Origin of the sequence: Paenibacillus monticola (genome assembly GCF_009664975.1) — a bacterium.
Taxonomy (GTDB): Bacteria; Bacillota; Bacilli; order Paenibacillales; family Paenibacillaceae; genus Paenibacillus_AQ; species Paenibacillus_AQ monticola.
The window spans coordinates 578506-601107 of the sequence record NZ_WJXB01000003.1 but is presented as its reverse complement, the minus strand read 5'-3'; the positions used below and the strand labels follow the sequence as shown (position 1 = coordinate 601107).

The 22602-nt window shown below is 43.8% G+C and carries 19 protein-coding genes and 1 pseudogene; all 20 read left to right on the top strand.

Annotation, left to right across the window (positions count from 1 at the left end):
* Positions 1 to 330 precede the first annotated feature (330 nt).
* The 20 genes and pseudogenes from GJB61_RS11860 (at position 331) to GJB61_RS11765 (ending at position 22545) form a co-directional block, all read left to right on the top strand.
* On the top strand, positions 331 to 873 hold the full coding sequence (locus GJB61_RS11860; RefSeq protein WP_338115766.1) for an HAD family hydrolase: 543 nt from the start codon (positions 331 to 333) through the stop codon (positions 871 to 873).
* Between the two features lie 244 nt (positions 874 to 1117).
* Positions 1118 to 2095, top strand: a complete 978-nt coding sequence (locus GJB61_RS11855) for a PHP domain-containing protein (protein ID WP_154118698.1) — start codon at positions 1118 to 1120, stop codon at positions 2093 to 2095.
* A gap of 2 nt (positions 2096 to 2097) precedes the next feature.
* A complete protein-coding gene (locus tag GJB61_RS11850; protein WP_154118697.1) occupies positions 2098 to 3054 on the top strand; it encodes a CehA/McbA family metallohydrolase domain-containing protein in 957 nt (318 codons plus the stop codon).
* 8 nt (positions 3055 to 3062) lie between these two features.
* Complete coding sequence (locus tag GJB61_RS11845; RefSeq protein WP_154118696.1) at positions 3063 to 4415, top strand: MATE family efflux transporter; 1353 nt, start codon at positions 3063 to 3065, stop codon at positions 4413 to 4415.
* 11 nt (positions 4416 to 4426) lie between these two features.
* Entirely contained in the window at positions 4427 to 5530 is a 1104-nt protein-coding gene (gene phnW / locus GJB61_RS11840) for a 2-aminoethylphosphonate--pyruvate transaminase (RefSeq protein WP_154118695.1), read from the top strand.
* A 23-nt stretch (positions 5531 to 5553) separates the two neighbouring features.
* Complete coding sequence (phnX, locus tag GJB61_RS11835) at positions 5554 to 6366, top strand: phosphonoacetaldehyde hydrolase (protein ID WP_154118694.1); 813 nt, start codon at positions 5554 to 5556, stop codon at positions 6364 to 6366.
* On the top strand, positions 6356 to 7714 hold the full coding sequence (locus tag GJB61_RS11830) for an aspartate aminotransferase family protein (protein ID WP_154118693.1): 1359 nt from the start codon (positions 6356 to 6358) through the stop codon (positions 7712 to 7714). Before phnX ends, GJB61_RS11830 begins: the two co-directional genes overlap by 11 nt.
* Positions 7715 to 7841: 127 nt before the next feature.
* Positions 7842 to 9236, top strand: a complete 1395-nt coding sequence (locus GJB61_RS11825; RefSeq protein ID WP_154118692.1) for an extracellular solute-binding protein — start codon at positions 7842 to 7844, stop codon at positions 9234 to 9236.
* A 99-nt stretch (positions 9237 to 9335) separates the two neighbouring features.
* Complete coding sequence (locus GJB61_RS11820; protein ID WP_154118691.1) at positions 9336 to 10241, top strand: carbohydrate ABC transporter permease; 906 nt, start codon at positions 9336 to 9338, stop codon at positions 10239 to 10241.
* A 59-nt stretch (positions 10242 to 10300) separates the two neighbouring features.
* Entirely contained in the window at positions 10301 to 11107 is an 807-nt protein-coding gene (locus GJB61_RS11815; RefSeq protein ID WP_338115786.1) for a carbohydrate ABC transporter permease, read from the top strand.
* Positions 11104 to 12198, top strand: coding sequence for an ABC transporter ATP-binding protein (locus GJB61_RS11810; RefSeq protein WP_154118689.1), 1095 nt, complete (start codon positions 11104 to 11106; stop codon positions 12196 to 12198). Before GJB61_RS11815 ends, GJB61_RS11810 begins: the two co-directional genes overlap by 4 nt.
* Entirely contained in the window at positions 12195 to 12899 is a 705-nt protein-coding gene (locus GJB61_RS11805) for a hypothetical protein (RefSeq protein ID WP_154118688.1), read from the top strand. Before GJB61_RS11810 ends, GJB61_RS11805 begins: the two co-directional genes overlap by 4 nt.
* A complete protein-coding gene (locus GJB61_RS11800) occupies positions 12883 to 13671 on the top strand; it encodes a DeoR/GlpR family DNA-binding transcription regulator (RefSeq protein ID WP_338115765.1) in 789 nt (262 codons plus the stop codon). Before GJB61_RS11805 ends, GJB61_RS11800 begins: the two co-directional genes overlap by 17 nt.
* Positions 13672 to 13752: 81 nt before the next feature.
* Positions 13753 to 14008 (top strand): annotated as a pseudogene (locus GJB61_RS11795) (sigma factor); the annotation flags it as partial.
* 286 nt (positions 14009 to 14294) lie between these two features.
* Positions 14295 to 15269, top strand: coding sequence for an ArsR/SmtB family transcription factor (locus tag GJB61_RS11790; RefSeq protein WP_229521605.1), 975 nt, complete (start codon positions 14295 to 14297; stop codon positions 15267 to 15269).
* A gap of 262 nt (positions 15270 to 15531) precedes the next feature.
* The gene (locus tag GJB61_RS11785) at positions 15532 to 17292 is read left to right on the top strand and encodes a glycoside hydrolase family 2 protein (protein ID WP_154118686.1); all 1761 of its coding nucleotides are present in this window, start codon (positions 15532 to 15534) and stop codon (positions 17290 to 17292) included.
* 257 nt (positions 17293 to 17549) lie between these two features.
* Positions 17550 to 19193: a 3-keto-alpha-glucoside-1,2-lyase-like domain-containing protein gene (locus GJB61_RS11780; RefSeq protein ID WP_154118685.1), complete on the top strand. Its 1644-nt coding sequence runs from the start codon at positions 17550 to 17552 to the stop codon at positions 19191 to 19193.
* A 263-nt stretch (positions 19194 to 19456) separates the two neighbouring features.
* Entirely contained in the window at positions 19457 to 20770 is a 1314-nt protein-coding gene (locus tag GJB61_RS11775; protein WP_154118684.1) for an ABC transporter substrate-binding protein, read from the top strand.
* Positions 20771 to 20796: 26 nt separating this feature from the next.
* Positions 20797 to 21720: a carbohydrate ABC transporter permease gene (locus tag GJB61_RS11770; protein ID WP_154118683.1), complete on the top strand. Its 924-nt coding sequence runs from the start codon at positions 20797 to 20799 to the stop codon at positions 21718 to 21720.
* Positions 21721 to 21732: 12 nt separating this feature from the next.
* The gene (locus tag GJB61_RS11765) at positions 21733 to 22545 is read left to right on the top strand and encodes a carbohydrate ABC transporter permease (protein WP_154118682.1); all 813 of its coding nucleotides are present in this window, start codon (positions 21733 to 21735) and stop codon (positions 22543 to 22545) included.
* The last annotated feature ends 57 nt before the right edge of the window (positions 22546 to 22602 follow it).

Genomic DNA, 22602 nt, shown 5'->3' with positions numbered 1-22602 from the left:
AGTTGAATTTAAGATTTTCCTAAACCGCTGTTAACGGATGAAATCCGAAAACTAGTTTTATAATCTATCAATTTTATGCATTCAAGTTATGTGGATTGTTCAGTGATACTAAACTTCATTTCTGGTCATGCTGAGGCCGCAGTCATCTTGTATCGCATTTGGAATTTGTAGGAATGAAATCCTGACGCATCTTCGTTCATACATAAAAACACGCAAGGATTTATCTCTTGTGTCATAATAAAGTATATTTTTATCTCTCATGATGTATCTATTTGTCGAAATATATTCGATTGGTATGTTGAAGAATTAAATTAAAGGAGTGTAACGAATGTGGGGCAAAAGAACTTAATTATTTTTTTGGATTGTGGAGATACAATCATCGATGAAGGAACCGAAATACGTGATGAACAGGATACCGTTATTCATGGAAACGTGATTCCCGGAGCGGATATGATGGTGAAGACACTTGCAGAACGGGGATACAGACTTGCAATCGTAGCTGATGGGAGTGCTCAATCCTTTAAAAATTTACTTACTCAGCATGATCTGTACGATTGCTTTGAAACGCTGATTTATTCAGAGACGATAAAAGCCTCCAAGCCAAGTGTTCGTATGTTCAAGGCAGCGCTGGGTGCAATGGATCTGAGTGAGCGGGATTGCTCCAGAATCATTATGGTAGGAAATAATCTAAGCAGAGATGTTAAAGGAGCCAATCAAATGGGGATTACAAGCGTCTTTTTAAGCTGGACGTCCAGATATCCCAAAGTACCTGCAGATGATCTTGAAGTACCAAATTATACGATTAGCACTCCACTGGAGTTAATCGATCTGGTAGAGAAACTTAATCACCAATTAGATGTTCACGTATCATAATATTATAATCACATAGAAATTATTTCTTAGTTTTCTAAGAGAAAAAGGTGACGTCCATATAGGGACGTCACCTTTTTTTGGTATCCACAAGCTCTTAATTTATTATCGGATGATGAATTTTGTTAACCCACTGTTAATTATAAGAGAATCGGTTGAAATGCTCTAACTTCAAGCTGTATGATGAAAACAACAACAAACAAAATAAAAGCACATAAAAAAATGTGCGTAATTTGGAGGGGAAGTTATGATTAATAAGGTTTATTTAGACCGGAAAAAACCTACATTTAAAGGCAATCTGCATCTTCATACTACATGGTCAGATGGCAGCTTACCTGCAGTACAAGTGGTGGAAGCTTTTAAATCCAAGGGATATCATTTCATTTCGATTACCGACCACGATATTTATGCTAGAACGGATGAATTCAACACGGCTGACTTCGTCACTCTCCCAGGAATGGAACGAGGGGGATTAAACCAGATTGCGGACAAAAATCCAGGATATCATTTCGGTGTATTAAACGATCCTACAGTAGATTCAGAGTTGGATAGATTTGGACATTTAGAGCAGTTCCCTGTGCCGATTCCATGGGTAGGGGATCATTCGCCTCAGTTGCTCATTGATGATATGCGCGCACATGGTAATTTGGTCATATTCAACCATCCGGAATGGCACTTGACTCGTTTTGAAGACATGGTGAAATATGATGGGTTCTTTGCGATAGAAATTTACAACCATGCTACGGAGTGGTCAACCACAAGCTCTTATGGTGCAGCTTATTGGGATCATGCGCTGCAGAATGGCAAACGTGTATTCGGTATTGCCGCAGATGATTCTCACGAGCATGATCCAAACTGGAAATTTCCTGAATACGGAGGAGGCTGGGTGCAGGTGCAAGCAGCAGCGCTTGACCCAGTGGATATCGTAAAAAGCTTGAAGCAAGGTGAATTTTATTCCAGTAGCGGTCCGGAAATTTACGATCTGCGAGTGGTGGACGGCCAACTCATGATTGAGTGCTCTCCCTGTAAATTTATTATGTTTAAATCCTTTCCCCAAAGAGGAGCATTCTTGGTAAATTTCGACAGTGGTGAGCCCATGACGCATGCGTCCATGAAGGTCGAACAGGATATGCATTATATTCGCGTAGAATGTATTGACTTCCAAGGGAATGTAGCATGGTCCAATCCTATATTTGTAGCCGATTTACTGCAGGGAGGGGAATAGAAATGCAATCAAAAGTCTATTTAGACGAGCGTAAACGCAAATTCAAAGGGAATCTCCATACACATTCCACTCGCAGCGATGGGCAATATGCGCCTGAGGTTGTAATCGACGCCTATAAGAAAAAGGGTTATGACTTCATGTGTTTAAGTGATCATGAAATTTACTTCAAATCGGATAGCTATGACGATGAGAAATTTATCATGTTGGATGGTTATGAAATGGCATGTGAGATGAGCTGGAAAGATACCGGCCAACAATACCATATTCACGGGCTTCTCGATAAATCACTAGGCTCGGACTGTGAATTTGAGCATGACGAGGAACATGCGAAGCCGGATTATGAAAGCTTGGACACGATCCAGAGCCTGATTGATGAGATGAGGGATAAAGGGAATTTGATTATTATGAATCATCCGGAATGGTCCAGAAACCTCGCTCGGGATTTGCTGAAGCTAGAAGACTATTTCGCAGTCGAAATCTATAATCATCAGTCCGAAATCGATGAAGCGGTCGGTTACGGCGTACGCCATTGGGATTATTTATTGAAGAACGGGCGTAAAGTGTTCGGTGTTGCTGCAGATGATGCTCATGGGGGACAAATAGATGACGTTATTTCAGAATTTTTTGGTGGATGGATTACTGTCGATGGAGAGAAGCTGGAGCAGCAATCGTTGATCTCTTCGCTAAAGAGCGGTCATTTCTATTCTTCAAACGGTCCGGAAATTCAGGATCTGCGGGTCGAGAATGGCTTCCTACAAGTCAAATGCTCACCGGTAAAGTTCATCAAATTTATTACTCATCCCTTCAATGGGCGTACGTTATATAACAAAGATGCTTCTCCCATTACCAGTGGCGAGTTCAGGATCGAAGGCGGTGAGCAGTATATTCGCGTGGAATGTATCGATTTCGAAGGGAATATCGCTTGGTCAAATCCCATTTTTCCGGATGAATTGCAGTAGGGGGATACATGAACGCTTTAGATTTGCAATTTCGTAAAGACATGAAGAGACTAGTTATCCCCTCCGTACTTCAAATGCTACTTGGAAATTCATTTTCATTGATCAATACTCTAATGGTTGGAGGATTAGGGGATACTGCGATTGCCATAACGGCTGCTGTGGGTCAAATCAGCTTTATTCTCGGGATGCTTCTTACAGCAATTTATGGGATTTCGGCCTACATTACACAATTTTTCGGCAAAGAAGATTTTATTAATGTTAAAAAAACATTTGGTCTCATGCTTATCTCAAGTCTCATTCTTTCATCCATTGTATTTATGCTTGTGTCTATGTTTAAAGCACCGTTAATCTCACTTTTTATAAAGGATGAATCGGCCATTGCATATGGCATCCAATATTTATCTGTTATCGTCTTCGTATTTTTAATTAATGCTATCAAGGATGTATATAGCAACGCACTTGGTTCGATTGGTAAGGTGAAATTGACTCTGATTGTTGGGATTATGGCTATGTTCGTCAATATTTCACTAGATTATGTGCTTATTTATGGGAAGTTTGGTTTTCCTAGGTACGGTATTGTTGGAGCCGCTTGGTCAACCTTAGTGTCATCAATGCTCAGTGCGATTATTCTATTAGGCTACGTCTATTGGAACAAATATTATTTCAATGTCACGCTGAAAGAAATACTCTCCATTCGCTGGAAATTCACCCGGAAAATATACATAACCACACTGCCGCTCTTGTTCCATGAAGGCATGTGGTCGGTTGGCAATATGTTATATGCTGTAGCATTCGGTCATTTAGGAGTCGCAGCACTAGCAACATACCAATTAGCCCTCACGTTTAACGGATATTTCATGATCGGAATTTTCGGATTTGCGTACGCGGCTAGAGTCATGATTGGCGAGAAGCTAAGTCAAGTAGATTCGGGCGAATACCTTATCTATGCACGTAAATTTACGCGGATTGCCCTCTATTCGGGCGTAATCGTTGGAGCTCTTATTTTGCTGTTAAATCCGTACATTGTATATCTATTCCCTAACATTAGCATAGAGGTACTAACCTCATTCCGTAATGTGATGGTCATTCAAGCCGTAGTCATGATCATGTTCTTCTTAAATAACCTGTGGATTGTCGGAATGTTCAGAGCAGGCGGCGATAATATGTACACGATGAAGCTGATTTTGGTCACAACGTGGCTGATTGCACTGCCGTTAGTATTTGCTGGAGTGTATATCTTTCATCTCTCCGTCGAGATCGTGTATATGATGTTCGTCTTCGAGGAAGTTGCGAAGGCAGGCATTGGATATTTCAGATATAGATCGAATAAATGGGCTAGAAATCTTGTCCGCAATATGTAGGAGGTACTTCGATGAGAGAACACTATTTATTATTAACACCGGGACCGCTATCAACAACACCTTCTGTCAAAGCAGTGATGCTGAAGGACTGGTGTACCTGGGATGATACCTATAAACACATCGTTCAGTTGATTCGCAGCAAGTTACTTCATTTAGGCAGGGCATCTGAAACTCATTATACGTCAGTGTTAATGCAAGGAAGTGGGACCTTCGGAATCGAAGCAACGATTGGAACAGTTATACCCCAGGCAGGAAAACTCCTCATTCTGGCTAATGGAGTGTATGGCAAACGGATCGAGGAAATTTCGCGGGTACTCGGAATTAGTTACAGAACTTTAGAATTTGCCCCGAACCAAATGGTTGATGTAGAGCAAGTGAATGCCGTTATGGAGCAAGATACAGCGATTACCCATGTTGCCTTCGTACATTGTGAGACAACAACAGGTATTCTTAATCCGCTCGAAAAGCTGGTACACACAATTAAGAGGCACGGAAAAATAGCTATTGTTGATGCGATGAGCAGCTTCGGAGGTCTAGCGATAGAAGTTGAGAAATGGGGTATTGATTATCTGATTAGCAGCTCGAATAAATGTATTCAAGGCGTACCTGGGTTCAGCTTTATTCTTAGTAAGAAGGATGAATTGGCAAAGTGTAAGGATAATGCAAGGTCATTATCCTTAGATCTATATGATCAATGGCAAGTGATGGATCAAGAGGAGGGAAAGTGGCGGTTCACCTCTCCGACGCATGTGGTACGGGCCTTCTACCAGGCCTTGCTTGAATTAGAGGCAGAGGGTGGAGTAGAGAGGCGTTATGTAAGATACCTTGAGAATCAACAAACGTTAGTTCGTTTAATGGAGAGTGCAGGATTTAAGACATACCTGCCGGAAGCGCTGCAATCACCGATTATCACCACGTTTATGTATCCGGACTTAGAACATTTCACCTTTGAGTCTATGTATCTTTTTCTTAAAGAGCAAGGCTATGTAATCTATCCTGGTAAATTAAGCGACGCACAGGTATTTCGAATCGGTTCAATTGGAGATGTACATGTAGAAGATATGGTAAGTCTGTGTGCGGCAATATTGTCCTATGTGACAAACAACGGGGAATGAATGAATGGAGGGCGAAAGAGCTTATGAAAGTACAAGGTCTTATCTTGGATTGGGCAGGAACGACGGTCGATTATGGATGTATGGCTCCCGTGCATGTGTTCTTCGATATCTTCCGAATGATAGGAATCGAACCGACGATAGAAGAGGTGCGGGCTCCAATGGGATGCTTGAAATGGGATCATATTAAGATGATGCTGGAAATGCCTCGGATCGGCAGATTATTTGAAGTGAAGATGGGGCGTCCATTCACCGATAGCGATGTGGATCAGTTACACGATGCTTTTGAACCTAAACTACTTGAAATCTTACCTCGATTTGCCGAACCGATTGAGCATGTTGTCGATACCGTGCAGCAGCTTAGGGGGTTAGGGTTACGGATTGGCGGGACGACAGGATATAACGACACCATGATGCAAATTGTCGCAAGCAAGGCAGAGATGAACGGTTACGCACCAGATTACTGGCTGACCCCTGATTCTGTCCAGGGCAGAGGCCGTCCGTATCCTTATATGATCTACGCCAATATGATTCATCTGGATATGGGCATGCCTTCACAAATCGTTAAAGTCGGGGATACGAAGTCGGACATGCAAGAGGCAAGAAATGCCGGAGTATGGGCAGTTGGTATCGTTAAAGGCAGCTCTATATTAGGTTTGACACAGGAAGAAGTTAAAGAGATGGAACCGGCTACATTACAGCTTCTGGTAGAAGCCGCCAAGCAGCAGTTTATGGAGTGCGGAGCACATTATGTTATTGAGGATATGTCTCAGTTGCCTAATCTCATTGAAGTCATTAACATCACTTTACTGGAAGGAGGCAGATCTCATGGATATTAAAGCTTATCAGAGAACTGAAGGAGATATTAATCTATCGGCAGAACGCGAGTTATGGCAAGAAACACATTTAAGTCGTCAAACTAGGGATGTTCTAGAAGAAGACAGTCGTTATTTTCTGCATCAATCGATGTCAACGCCTTGTTTGAATGTAATAACAAATGCGGAAGGTATCTATTTAGAAGATTTAGACGGTCGCAAATATATGGACTTTCACGGCAACAGCGTGCATCAGGTTGGATATAAGAACAGTTATGTTATCGATGCGGTTAAGAAACAATTGGACAATCTACCTTTTCTGCCAAGACGTTATACGAGTGCGGTTGCGGTTCAGTTGGCACGCAAGCTCGTTGAGCTGGCGCCTGGTGATCTGAATAAGGTTCTATTCACACCTAGTGGTACAAGTGCCATTGGAATTGCAATGAAGCTTGTTCGTAAAGCAACGGGCAATTTCAAGACAATTTCTACTTGGGACTCCTTCCACGGTGCTAGCCTAGATGCGATTTCTGTAGGAGGAGAGGGTGTATTTCGAAACCATATGGGACCTCTGCTACCGGGAACGGAGCATATGATGCCCTATAATTCCTATCGCAGTTTCTACGGAGATTCCGATCATGACGGCTCGAAAACTCTTGATTATCTGGAATACATGTTGAAGCGGGAGAGTGATGTGGGAGCAGTCATCATGGAGCCAGTACGCAGCACTGATGTTCAGATTCCTCCCAAAGCGTACTTCCAAAGGCTACGTCAATTATGCGATCAATACGGTGTTCTGCTTGTGCTGGACGAAATTCCGACAGCTCTCGGGAGAACAGGCAAAATGTTTGTTCACGAGCATTACGATATTGTCCCGGATATTGTTGTTATTGGAAAAGGACTTGGGGGCGGATTATTTCCTATGGCGGGCATCATTGCACGTGAAGGCTTGGATGTCGCTCATGATATTTCCCTTGGGCATTATACCCATGAGAAGAGCTCTGTGGGTTGTGCCGCTGCTTTGGCGACAATCGAATATATTGAGCAGAATGGATTACTCGAACATGCTGAGCGAATGGGTGTTCTTCTAGAGCGGGAGCTGATGGCGATGAAGAATAGACATGAAGTCATTGGAGATGTTCGAGTGATTGGAATGCTCGCTGGAATTGAGTTAGTTACCGATCGCCACACGAAGGAAGAGGCGGTAGAGGGGGCTGAAAAAGTCATGTACCGCTGTATGGAGATGGGCTTAAGCTTTAAGGTTTCTAATGGCAACGTATTAACCTTGGTTCCGCCCTTAATTACGACCCAAGAGCAGCTGGAACAGGCCTTGCATTGTATTGAAACAGCGATTTCACAAGTGTTTCCGCAATAAACAACAAGAAAATAGTATGAAACAACAAGAAAACATATATTTAACGTGGAATTAATCCTCTTATTACACTCGAATCTTATACTGATAATGTACTAGATTATAAAAAATGGGATAAGGGGAAATGAAAATGCGCACCAAATTATCCATGTTATTTGTAGTATTGCTAGGATTGACTTTAGTATTGGGAGCATGTAGTGCGAATAACAACACTGGGGAACAAACAGCTTCTACAGCAGAGGTTCAGCAAAACTCTGGTGCTAAAGAAGTCATTAAAATCAGTGTGGGTGAGGATGATTACGGCGCTCGGATGTTAAACTATGCAGCTGCTTTTAAAGCATTAAATGAAGAGTTAGTTGCAGAAGGCAAAAATGTAGAAGTAGTTGAAGACATCTTGCCAGCCGTTGGTGATGATGAACTTGTTTTACAGGCCCAAGCCGGCCAATGGCGCGATATTTCCATGAATTCAAGCCTGGATATCGGCTGGGAATTGGATGCAGGACTTATTCAACCGATTGATTGGCTGAAGGAGTCGGAAGTATTCAAAACACTTCCACAAAATTTGTGGGATATCATGGAATACCAAGGGCATGTGTACGGTGCGATTCAGGATATGGATGCTTCCCCTTTGTATATAAACAAAACAGCTTTGAAAACACTGGGTTGGTCTGATGCTGATATTGAGGGGCTTCCGGATCGTGTTCTTAAAGGTGATTTTACAATGGATGACATGTTGAATATTGCCACTGAAGCCGTTGATAAAAAAGTGACGAAATACGGCTTGGTTAGTGATGGACTTGACAATATCAGTGTTCAGGATATCAACAATCAAATCATGGGCTTTGAGCCTTACGATCAGGAACAAAGTAAAGTGATTTTCGATAAAAAGGGCATTACAGATACGTATAATTTTTGGGAAAAAGGAATTGAGAGTGGGGCAATTACGAAAGATTTTGCCGCATTGGAAGACGTTGGCTTCGGATATTTTGTTAACGGGGATGTCATGTTTTTCATTGGAGGTACCGGATCATACAATAATATGAAAGAAGCTTATGGGAAATCGGATAAGGAATTTGAGGATTGGTTCTATGCAAACAATACATTCAGCCTAATTCCTGCTGGGAGTAAGGGAGGTAAACCGGGTTCACTGGCGAATCCGCGTCTGTATTACGTAAGTTCCAAGGTAGATGAGAAGAAAATGCCTTATGTACAACGTATCATTGAATTAGCAATGGCTCCAAATTTACAAATGGATCATACTTTAGCATCGGGCAAACTGCCAGTAACAAGATCGGGGCAGGAAGATCCACGGTTTAGTGAGTCCAGATTTTTAAATGACGTAGCTTACATGTTGGATTATACCAAAGTACGTCCGCCGCATCTTGCCTACCCTAGTTATTTGCAACAACAAATTAAAGGTCTTGAAGCACTGATGGTTAAAGGTGCGACTGCAGAAGAAGCTTATGCGTTATTCGAAGGGAATTATAAACAAGGTGTTGACCAGGATCAAGTCATTTTCAGATAGATAGCGGTAAATAAAAATAGAAGAAACAACGGCTTGCATAGTTGAGGATTATAAAGTCTCTCCTATTGCAGGTCGTACATATAAGAGAGGAAGGGGCCAATGAATTTAGCTAGATTGAAAAAAAAATCTTACCCCTATTTGTTTTTGGCGCCGTTTGCTATCTTAACCCTAATGTTCTTTGTCATTCCTGCATTAGCAACTTTATGGATGGCCGCAACAAATTTAGATCGTAAGATGAAGGCCGATTTCATCGGGTTTGGAAACTTCCAAAGAATATTTGCAGATATTAATATATTGCCGATTATCAAGGTAACTCTGATTTATGTATTTTTCTCATTAGTGCTTACCGTCGCCTTCAGCTTGCTCTTAGCCATTTGCACACAGTATCTGGTAAAAAATAAAAAATTAGGTGCCCTTTATCGTGTCATTTGGCTTATTCCAAGCACCATGCCTGGCTTAGTATATGTTGTATTCTGGAAATATATATTTAACCCGACACCAGGAGGATTTGCTAATAAAATTGTAATGTACTTTGGTCTCGAACAACCGATATCGTGGTTTAATGATGCAGGGCTGCTCATTATTATTATTGCCGGGGTGATCTCAGGTGCTTCGGGAGGCATGATTCTTTTCTCTGCTTCGATCAATTCAATTCCCGAAGATGTATATAAAGCAGCAAGGGTAGATGGAGCCAAGGATCGATCGATTATTAGGGACATCATTCTTCCAGCGTTAAAATGGCCGATTATGTACGTTACTGTGACTTCGACGATTGGGTTATTTGCAAGCTATAATTTTATTTTGCTGGCTACTAGAGGCGGCCCCGTGGTTGATACGACAACATTGGCTCTCTATGGTTACCAGCAGGCATTTAATAGATTGGAGTATGGATATGGTGCAGCCATATCGGTCATAGTCGTCATCATTTCACTTCTTCTAACACTGCTATTGTTCCGATTGTTTGATTTCAATAAACTGATTCGTCCTCCCCGGATAGAAGACTGACCAAACTAGGATAAGAGTGGTGAAACCCATTGAATTTATGGAAATTCAGCAAACGGAATATGATTCATTTCTTCATGATCCTGTTAATGCTGCCTATCGTTTTTATGATCATTTGGTTATTTGTATCGTCCGTATACAACTATAACTCAGGCAGATTTTCTTGGGTGAATTGGCAGTTTTTAACGAGGTCATTTGAACTTGAAGGAATAAGTTTTCCAATCATTTGGCCAATTGTGATGAATACGGTTGTTTTTGGGCTTCTTATCACGGTGATTGACCTCCTTGTCGCTATTCCAGCAGCGTACGCCTTTTCTAGATTGAATTTTTTTGGTAAGGGATTTGCTCTGAAATTTCTATTTATCATGGGGTCATTTCCTGGTATTACATTATTGATCACAAGTTTTTTTATAATGATGTACTTAGGGCTGCTCAACACCGTATTTGCGGTTGTTGTTCTATCTGCAGCAGGTATGATTCCTTGGCATGTTTATATTCTAAAGGGATTCTTTGATGAAGTCTCCTGGGACTTGGAATTTTCCGGCATGATTGATGGGTGCAGCCGTTTCAAATGTCTTTATCAAATCATACTTCCTAATATGCTATCGGGAATTTCAGCGATCGCCATCTACGCTTTTATGGGTGCTTATGGGGAATGGCTGCTAATCAAGCTGTTTATTTTCGATAACACAAAATTGACGCTTGCCGGATATTTGGCCAAGGTTATTTTCACGGATGATGATAAGGTTACGAATATTGGGTTAATTACAGCCATTGGACTCTTCTATACCATACCGATCGGCATATTTTATCTATTCACCCAAAGTACTATGATGAAGGTGACCATAGGAGGCTCCAAAGGCGTATGATAAAACTAGAGGGAATATCGAAGAAATTTGGCGATACAACGGCGCTTGAAAATGTCAGCTTGGATATTAAGCGAGGTGAATTTGTCGCCCTTCTAGGGCCGTCTGGGTGCGGCAAGTCAACCACGTTAATGATCCTGGCCGGACTTCTGCGACCGAGTAGCGGACAAGTGTATTTTGACGGAAAAATGGTTAATAATGTGGAACCAAAGGATAGAGATATCGGTATGGTATTTCAAAGCTACGCCCTCTATCCACATATGTCGGTGATCGACAATATCGCATTTCCTTTAAAGCAACGAAAAGTGAAGAAGAAGGAACGCTATCAAAAAGCTCGAGAGATTGCTGCAATGCTGCAAATTGATCAATTAACCGATCGGATGCCAAGCCAGCTTTCAGGTGGGCAGCAGCAGCGTGTTGCGATGGCTCGAGCTCTTGCTAAAGACCCCTTGTTTCTATTGTTGGATGAACCCATGTCAAATCTTGACGCTCGCTTAAAGGTGGATGTCCGCGACGAAATTCGTCGACTGCAGCTGAAACTGGGAATTACAACGATTATAGTGACACATGATCAGGAAGAAGCAATGGCGGTCGCCGATAAAATCGCTATCCTGCAAAATGGGAAAATTCAGCAGTACGGTACACCGGAAGAGTTATTTATGAAACCTGTTAATTTGTTTGTCGCGCACTTTATGGGCAATCCGCCGATGAATATATTGAAATGTGATTTCCTTCGTAACGGCAATGAACGTGTCTTGAGTGGAGAGGGCTTTGTCTATAATATTTTATCGACAAAAAAATTGAGTAGTGAATTTAAAGGGGCAAAGGTGGTCCTAGGGGCAAGACCTCATCATATTCAGATTTCCAAAGTGCAGCAGGAAAATTCAATTCCGGCGAAGGTCGTTCTGGTGGAGCAGCTTGGTCGGGAGAAATTGATCAAGGTATTGTTGGGCGATAATGAAAATACGACGAACTTTATTCGTATATTAAGTCCAACTGATCTCAATGTAACGTATGATGAACGCGTTTTTCTTACCCTTGACTCTGAGGCTATTCATATTTTCGATGAAGAAACCGGCAAGGTAATAACATGAAAATTATTTATAAGGATAGTGATTCTAAGAGTATCGATTGGGCTGCTTATAGCCCATCTATTTACTTTGACGCTAAAGAGCCGTTTTTCCCCGTGAGAATTGGCGTTACTATATTTAGAGAACCAGGCAATTCACCTTCTGTCATAGATCGGTATATCGATTTCACTAATGAATTGACCGATTATGTTATTGAGTATGCTATCTATTTTGACTATGATATCGGGCATTTATATGAATTGGAGCACGTTTGGGTGTACATAGGCAAAGATGGTTCTGTCGTGGACGCAGAGGCTAGCTTTCATGGTTGGTACTTTAAAGCGTTACTGAAAGATCACAGCAATCTGGAAAATGATACTCATGTAAGGCTATATTCTCAACCAGGCAAACATGCATTCGCTCCGATGATTGAACTTATGGAATTAGTGCCAAACTTGCACAGAGCAGCTTATGAAGAGGCCGGGGATGGAGGCTTGCTTGTACCTGAAATCTTTAAAGGTGACTTTGAAACCAATGACGAAATCAATGGAATGGTTACCAATTATCTACAAGGACGTAAGTTTAGGCCATCATTGAAATTTGTACGTTACTCTATCCCGCATAATCTGTATACTACATGGAATGAGCTGTATAATGAAATTCCAGAACGTATTAAGGCCAGAATAGGTGAGTTAAGGAGGGACCAAGGTGTCGCTAGCGGGTGAAGACAGAAAAATAAGCATTATGACTCTGTTGAATGAGAAGGGGAAAGTGATTGCGCGAGAGCTTGCTTTGCTGTTTGAAGTTACAACGGAAACGATCCGCAGGGACCTCGATGAGCTGGAAAAAGATAATAAATTAAAAAAAATATATGGCGGTGCTGTTAAGTTCAAAGTGGAAATTGAGCCACCACTGTATGAAAGAGAACTAATTAACCCGGAGGCCAAGAGCAAGATCGGGTTTCTGGCCGCGGAGTTAATTGATGACAATGATGTGATTATAGTAGATGAAGGAAGTACTGCGCTGCAAATCATTCATTTCTTAGAGGGCAAGCATAATGTAACGATATTGACCAACTCTATACCTGCACTTATGTTACTTATCGAACGTAAAAAACGCGGGTCCTTCGACGGTAAAATTATTTTGATAGGCGGGGAAGTCAACGTGAAACATCTGCGGGTATCTGGTCCTATTGCTGAGAAAATAATGGAGGATTTCTATGTCAATAAAGCCTTTATTTCTGTTGATGGTGTTTCCTTAGAGTATGGTATTACAAGCTATGACTACGAACAAGCAGTACTCACAAGGGAATTAATTCGTTGTTCAGAGACGGTGATAGTAGTTGCGGATGAGTCGAAAATCGCTAAACGAACATTATCCAAAATTGTTGATTTACACGATGTGCATATTATTGTATCTGATCAAGCGCCTCCAAACGGTTGGATTCCGAAGCTTAAGGATAGCGATGTCAGATGGGTCCATCCAGTGGTCTTATAAAGTCGATGAGATTGACATAGCCTCGTACACTTTCCTCCGTACATGCACTTCTAGGCTCCGTGAGCGGCTGCTAAAGCGTGAGATTTGCTGATTGAGCATAATCTGCGGTTGATGGCTCACAACCTCAAGAAATTCGACAATACAGGGGAAGACATGGAGAATTTAATCTCCATTGGTACGATCGGACTGATTAAAGCTATCTGGAGATAGCGGGCGAATAAAGGCGCATATCTAACCACATCTTCCGCCCGTTGTTTCGAAAATGAAATTCTCATGCATCTCTTTTTCCTGAAAAACAAGCAAGGATGTATCCCTGCATGATCCTATTGGAACGGAGCTTGTAGAGTTTGCTGGAACTGGTAGCTACACGGAGCGGAAATTTGTCCTGGAGCCTGTAAGTGCTAGACAGACGGTCACCTTCTTGTTTCTGCCAGGCAGCCAGTTCGATCTCAAGTGGTCTCAGTTTCACTTGAATTCACCTGCAGGAATGTGAAGTTCGAACCACGACGATAATACTCCTTGTCAGGGCTTGTCTAATCACAAGTTGTGGAGAGGAGTTTTATTATGCTGCTGTTGAAGGTGCATGGAAGTTTTAGTACTTAATTGTATTGAAACTTGGTAAAATGAAGGGAAAAATGATTAAGTTAAGTGGAGTGATTGTTATTCTTAAACTATCCATGGAGGATCCCCGGGAACTGGTGAAAGTGACACATGCGCTTTCAACAGAGCTCAGATTACAAATGATGGAACTGCTGAACACCCGGAGAATGAATGTGGCGGAGCTTGCCGAAGCGCTTGGGGTGCCGGTATCGACCGCCGCATCCAATGTTAGGGTGCTGGAAAAAGCCAAGCTGATCGAAACGGAGCTGTTGCCCGCTTCACGCGGTGCCATGAAAGTATGTAGTCGAATTTACGATGATATTGGAATTACTATGAATGTCCCGGCACGGAACAATAGAATTGACCATGGTGAGCACTGCTACGAGATCGAAATGCCGATAGGGAATTTTACGGCTTGCGAAGCAGCCCCCACCTGCGGCATGGTCAGTGAAAATGGGTCTATCATCGCGGAAGATTCACCAGCGGGATTTTTCCATCCCAACCGGGTTCATGCCCAACTGCTCTGGCTCCGGAAAGGTTATCTCGAATACCGTTATCCGCTGGATATTCCCCGGGAGGCACAGATTCACCTGATTCAATTCTCCATGGAGGTATGCTCCGAAGCACCTAATTATGATAATGACTGGCCATCGGATATTACCTTATGGATTAATCAAGTGGAGATCGGCTCATGGACCTCACCGGGAGACTTTGGCGGGAGACGCGGAAAGCTCAATCCATCTTGGTGGATGGATAACGGGACGCAATTCGGTTTTCTAAAAACCTGGAGTGTGGATAACACTCGGAGCATGATTGATCATCAAGAGATATCCGCCCGTACACTAAAATCTCTGGACCTTCTGAAGCACAGCTATGTGGATTTGCGTATTGGTGTAAAAGAGGATGCCGCTTTCAAAGGGGGAATGAACCTGTTCGGGCGAAAGTTCGGTGACTATGAGCAGGATTTGGTCATGAAGGTTACCTATACGTTGAATTAAAGTGTCATCAAACTTGCAGTAAATCCAAAGAATCTGTTGCTGTATGCAAGATTCTTTTTTTAAAATCTAAGAATTTATATGTTTCACACGATAACTTATCCTTAGATTTCTCGAAGAAACGGATGCCATCCCTAAAAGGACGGCAAAGCCGTTTCTTCTTGTGGAAATTTACAGATTGACTTTTCTACGTATTCTGCAATAATTAGTACATATTTATTGTTATAAAACAAAATTATTGTTCATAAGGAGCGTGTAGGGTGTAATGGCTACTCTTAAGTACACTAAAGATTATCCGCGGCCGCAGTTTGTTCGTGAGGCTTGGCAAAGTTTGAACGGTGAGTGGGATTTTCGGTTTGACGATGCGAACGTGGGCGAGCGGGAGAAATGGCAGGAAGAACTACATGGCGACTTAAAGATACAGGTTCCTTTCACCTACGAAACGAAGGCCAGCGGGATTGCTGAATCCTCTTTTCACCCTTACGTATGGTACCAGCGAAATTTGCAACCACCTGCGGACTTAAACGATAAAAGGGTCATGCTGAATTTCCAGGCAGTGGATTATACCGCGAAAGTATGGGTCAACGGTTGTTATGCCGGACAGCATCATGGGGGGTATACGGCATTTTCATTTGATATTACGGATTATTTGAACAAGGAAACGAATGGCACTAACAAGCTTGTTATCAAAGTGGAAGATAGCCAGAGCTGTACGCAGCCACGGGGCAAACAACGCTGGGTGGAGGAGAATTTTGAGTGCTTTTATGTGCAGACCACGGGGATCTGGCAGAGTGTATGGGTGGAATATGTATCTCCCTCGTACCTCAAATCCGTAAAAATCACTCCAGACTTTGACAACCGTTCGGTACGCTTTGAATATCAGACTCACCAAGCGGGGGGCTCCCTCCGGCTGGAAACGCGAATCAGCGGCCATCAGAAGACCTTGAAACAGGTCTCGCTGCATATGGACCGTCCTTGGTTGCAGCTTGATGTCGATTTGGTGCATGAAGCCAATGGGCCATGGAAATCGGAATCCTGGTCTCCGCAGGCACCGAATCTGTACGATGTCGAGTTTATTTTATATAAGGATGATGTGGAAGTCGACCATGTGTATTCCTACTTCGGATTGCGTAAAATTTCGATTGAACAAGGCAAAGTACTGCTGAATAACACGCCTTTATATCAAAGACTAATCCTGGATCAGGGCTACTGGCCAGAGAGCCATCTGACTCCACCGTCGGAAGAAGCAATCATTGAAGATATTGAGGCCATTCTGGCCATGGGCTACAACGGCGTGCGCAAACATATGAAGATAGAGGATGCAAGATTCCTGTACTGGTGCGATGTGAAAGGTCTGCTGGTCTGGTCGGAGATGGCGGCAACTTTCGAGTTCAATGACGAGGCCGTGGAGACATTTATGAATGAATGGACACAGGTTGTCCGGCAGCAGTATAATCATCCGTCGATCATCACCTGGGTACCTTTTAACGAATCATGGGGAATCCCACAGGTATTTACGCATCCCCAGCAGCAGAAATTTACCGAAGCCGTATATCATTTAACGAAAGCCTTGGACCCGTATCGTCCGGTTATTGTCAACGATGGCTGGGAGCATACGGTCAGTGATATTATTACCCTTCATGATTATGAGGAACAGGGGCAAGTCTTGTTCGAGCGGTACGCAGATTCCAGTAGGCTTCTTGACGGCAGCTTCTCGTTCAATACTTGGAAATATGCAATGGCGAAAGGCTACGAATATCGCGGTCAACCGGTCATTGTAAGTGAATTCGGTGGAATTGCCTTTACCTCTGATCAAGGCTGGGGCTATGGAAATCAGGTGGCCAGTGAAGAAGCCTTTATCGAGCGGTTCCGCAATATTACCCAGGCCATCAAAGACACGCCTTACATCTGCGGGTATTGCTATACGCAAATTACGGACGTTCAGCAGGAAGTGAACGGACTTCTCACGGAAGACCGGAAGCCGAAAATACCATTTGAAGTCATAAAGGGGATTAATCTCGCCTAGAGATAGCTCCATACCAGAAGGCTTGCTGGGATCATTCCCGGCAAGCCTTCTTTGCCAGTGCCAGCCAATCGTAAGTATTTCCCCCTCGAGCGCAGCCAAATGCTTTTTGTACATCATAAGCGTAACTTTGGTTCCCAAAAACATGTCAATTATCGGTTTAAGGACAAAAACATGGCGATTACAATAAATAAATGAAAGCACTTACATTATCGATGTAATTGTCTTTCTAACTATGAACAGGAAGAGGAGGGGTTTATTTGCGACAAAAATTATTCAGTTCGTTCGCCGTTTTCATCTGTCTGATTATGCTGCTTACGGCAATCCCGGCTTTTGCGTCCAACGGGCCGATTGTATGGGGCACATCATCCACGATAACGGATATTAACACCTTCACGGACGCGGGAACGGATGCCCGCGGAATCAGGCCCGGAACCTTTGGAGCCGAATATGCGCGGATGGTTAAGCTTGCCAATGGGGATTGGCTGGCAGTCACGGCTATTTATGACAACAATGGCTATACCAAAGTCTCCTGGGGCGGGACCCGCCTGCAAGTATTCCGCAGTACGGACAACTGCCGGACCTGGTCACTTGCAGCTACGCTATGGGAAGAAGGCCGTGATGTGGACAATGGGCAGCTTCTTCAGCTTCCCAATGGCGACATTCTGCTGGCTATACGTTCGGTCCGGTGGCAGGAATCCTATCAGCTCAGAGTGTACAAGAGTGTGAACGGAGGTTCCAACTGGAGTTATCTGAGTACGATAGATCAGAATAATGGGACGGTCGGTTCCTTGGGAAATCCGGACAAGGGGGTATATGAGCCTCACATGCAGCTGCTGGATGATGGCTCGGTTGCTGTAATGTATGCGAATGAGAAACACGTAACTGAATCTCCTTCCTACAGCCAGATCATTTCTGAGAAAATCTCCACCAATGGCGGAGCCAGCTGGGGAAATGAAATTTATGTAGCTTGGGACCCGACAAATGCCGGTGCGCGCCCCGGGATGCCAGTATGGACCAAGATGACGAATGGACAGTATATTGTGACGTTTGAGGTCTGCGGAACCCAGAACTGCAAGGTATTCACCAAGAAAAGTGCCGATGGGAAAACCTGGGCAAGCGGTATCGGGACACAGGTATCCAGCAATCAACAGGGCGGGCCGTACCTTCTGTCCCTAAGTGACGGACGGCTTGTTCTCAGCTCCAACTCTAATGTACTCTCCTTAAGCAATGATTTTGGAAATACATGGATTGACAATGATCCCGTAGCCTTTGGGAATTCCTGGTGGGCAGCACTTTATCAGACGGGTGCCAACGAAATTGCCATGCTCGATTCCGTGGAGCGGAGTGTGGGTGGACATAATGTTCAAGTCCGCTTCGGAACATTAAGCAGTTCCTACACGAATGATTTTGCGGCCAATGACAGTGGATGGGTCCGTTACGGGGGAACCTGGTCGGTAAGCGGTGGAAGCTATAATGTGAACTCGGTGAGTGCGGACAAGTCGTTGCTTACCCCTTATCCTTCCAAGATGAGTTACACGCTTGAAGGCGATATTAAGCTCAACAACAGCGGACAAGGAAGTTTGGTCTTTAATGTGTCTAATCCGGCCGCCGGAGCTGATCTGCAGAAAGGCTATGCTGCGGGCATTGATTCCGCGGGCTCCATCTGGTTGGGACGCTTTAACAATAACTGGACGTCTCTTCAGACAGTAACGGCATCCATTGCCACTAACACCTGGTACCATATGAAGATCACCGTAAATAGCGGAACGATCAAAGTGTATGTTACCGACATGAATGTACCTAAAATCACCTATGCCGATGCAACGTTTACTTCAGGAACGGTCGGTGTACGCGGAGGCTTTAACAATAGTGTCAGCTTCGACAATATCAAAGTGAATTAGTCCTGTGTTTATGGAGCCCTTAGGGGCTCTTTTTTGCCGCTGAGGCCGTTTACGTATCCCAACCTTACGATTTACCACCTACCTTAAGATCTTCCACCTCTAAAGGAACAAAACACTATTAATATCTTTCATTTGTTTCTTAGGAGCGGCGTTTTGTCGGTTTAAGCCGGATTGTAATCACAGTAAAGTAGTTATTAAGAAAGCCCTTACATTAGTCAAATGGGTTCTTCCAACTACTATTTTTTCAGGAGAGGGTTGTTTACATGCAGATGAAAAAGAGATTTGCAAGTTTATTAACAGCTGGGCTGACACTGACGCTGATTACGGCAGGCTGCTCATCCGGTACCAAAGATAACGGAGAGTCAAGCACTGCAAGCAATCAGCCGTCAAAGACGGAGAGCACAGGAGGCAGCCCCGTCGAGATTTCCTTCTGGAACATGTTCGGTGGCGGCGAAGGCGATTTCGTCGATCAAATCATCAAGAACTTCAATGATTCTCAAAAGGAAGTGATTGTGAAGCAGCTGCGTTTGGAGTCCAATGAGTATTATGCCAAGCTCAGCACGGCGCTGTCTTCCTCCAAAGGTCCTGATGTGGCTATAGCCCACGTAGACCGGATATCCCCGTTCGTGAAGGCTAAACAGATTGTAGCTGTAGATGAGCTGGCGGCGAAGGTTGGTTTTGATCTCACACAGATTTCGGAATCGAATATCACAAGTGTCTCCTATGACGGTAAACCTTACGCTGTGCCGTTGGATACTCACTTTCACATGTTCTATTACAATAAAGATATTCTGCAAAAAGCAGGTCTGTTGAACGAAGACGGTACGCCTAAGCTGGGCGATATGACTCCAGAGGGATTTGAAAAGACGCTGGCAGATATTCAGGCCAAAGTGCCCGATGTGCAGGCAATTGCTGTGAATACCCCGTATTTTCAGGAGCCCTTTCTAAATCTGTATTATGAAGCGGGTGGAGATATCCTGAATGCGGATATGACCAAAGCCAGCATCAATAATGATAAAGCGCTGAATGTTCTGAATTTCTATATGGATCTCTACAAAAACAAATATGCCGATCTCAATGATAAAACGCCATGGGATACGTTTCATAACGGCAAAGCTGCCTTCTGGTTCGGCGGCGTGTGGGAAGCAGGACTGCTCCTGGGTGACAGTACGCTGAATGTCGGTGCCATGCCGCTTCCTCCCATCTTCGGAAGTCAGACGCATTGGGCCAGCTCCCATACTTTGGTCATCCCTACTTATGTAACGCCGGAGAAGCAGGAAGCCGCAGCCAAGTTCATGAAATATTTCTCTGAAGTTGGCGGCGAAATTTGGGGGCAGGCGGGACATGTGCCAGCCAACAGCAAGGTAACTACAAGCGAAGCCTACAAGCAGCTTCCCTACCGCAGCGAGTTCATTGAAGCCCAGAAGACTGTGAAATTCGCGCCACCGACTGACAAATATACAACTATCATCACAACGATTTCTGAATCTCTGCAGAACATTATCTTCGGAAGTGAGACACCGGAAGACGGACTGGCGAAGCTGGATAAGGAGATCAACGAGGTTCTGGACAATTAGATTAGATCAGTAAGGAGAATGAATGGATGATGGAGAGGACTTTAAGAGAAAACAAAGGCTCTGCCCTGCGCAGGGCAGAGCCTTTGCACCTACTGAAAGAATTGAAAGCAATTCTGTATTTAATTCCGTTTCTGGTACCCTTCTCGGTGTTCTATTTATGGCCAGTGCTGCGCGGTGCCTGGATGAGCCTGCATGTATGGGGCATTCAGGGAATGGAGAAGTATGTAGCATTAGCCAACTACCGAAAAATATTTGTCAACGCGGATTTCTATTCCTACTTGTGGAACTCTTTCTATTTTGTGCTCCTATGCACACCGACTGTTATCATTTTGGGACTTGTGCTGGCGTTGATTATTAATCAGAATATCCGGATGCGAACCTTGATCCGCTCCGTGTTTTTCTTGCCTTATGTGTTATCGGTGTCTGTGGTCAGCTTCATCTGGCTGCGTTTATTCGATGCCAAGAATGGCCCGGTGAATGCTCTCCTGCATGTGCTTGGACTTCCTGTTGACATCAACTGGCTCACAGACCACCGGTTCGTTTGGTGGGCGATAACCATTACGACAGACTGGTGGAGCGTAGGGTTTGTCATGGTGCTGTTTCTTGCCGGACTGCAGGAAATTCCCACGGACCATTACGAAGCGGCCAAAATTGACGGTGCCAATGCCTGGCGCAGATTTCTGCACATTACACTTCCGGGCTTGTCCAGCGTAATGAAGATACAGATCTTTTATCAGATTATCAACTGCTTAAAGCTGTTCGGGCAGGTGCAGATCATGACTGGAGGCGGACCGGGAGATTCCACCAACACCATGATCCGTTATATTTATGTAACTGGGTTCAAAAAAGATATGTTCGGCCTGGCCGCTGCGCAGTCAATGGTTTTCTGCTTCATCATGCTGCTTATTGCCGTCGTTCAATTCAAAATTACCGACCGGAAAGACGGATGAGGAGAGAAAATCATGAATAAGGCTGCTTTAAATATCGTTGCTGTTTTACTTGCACTTCTGTTTGCTTTTCCACTGCTGTGGATGTTCCTGACCTCCTTGAAGCCTGATGGTGTGAATGTATACACGCTTGGGGATTGGGTGAACTGGTCCGATCTTAATGCAGACAACTATGTCAAAGTAGTCCGTGACTCGCAAATATTGCGCTGGACATGGAACAGTTTGGTGATTGGTGTCCTCACGACGGTCATCTCTATCCTGTTCAGCTCGCTTGCAGCTTTCTCCTTCTCCAAACTGCCTTTTCGGACTCGTGGGATCTTCTATGTTCTGATTGTTTCAGGTTTGCTTATTCCGACGGAAGCCATATTGATCCCGCTTTACGAAACAGCGCTGCATTTGGATCTGATTGATAATATTTGGGCGATTATTTTGCCGGGTCTGACGAATCCGATAGGTATTTTGCTGCTGAAGCAATTCATGGATGGCGTACCCAAGGATTATATCGAAGCCGCGCAAATTGATGGCAGTCCCTATTTCCGGTTATGGTGGAGCATCTGCCTGCCGCTTACGCGTTCAGCTATGGTATCGGTGGGGATTTTCTTCTTTATTCTTTCCTGGAATAATTTCTTGTGGCCTTACCTGGCTATCACGTCTGAAGAGAATATGATATTGTCGGCAGGGCTGCCCACATTTTTGTCGAATAATACAATGTCTCTGAACTTGATCATGACCGCAAGCGCGATTGCGGCGATTCCTACTATTATTGTGTTTATTCTGCTTCAGCGTCACATAGTCCAGGGTGTCGCCATGTCCGGTGTCAAAGGATAAGCTTGGACAAGAAGAAACGGCTTCGCCGTCCTTTTATGGACGGTACCCGCTTCTTCG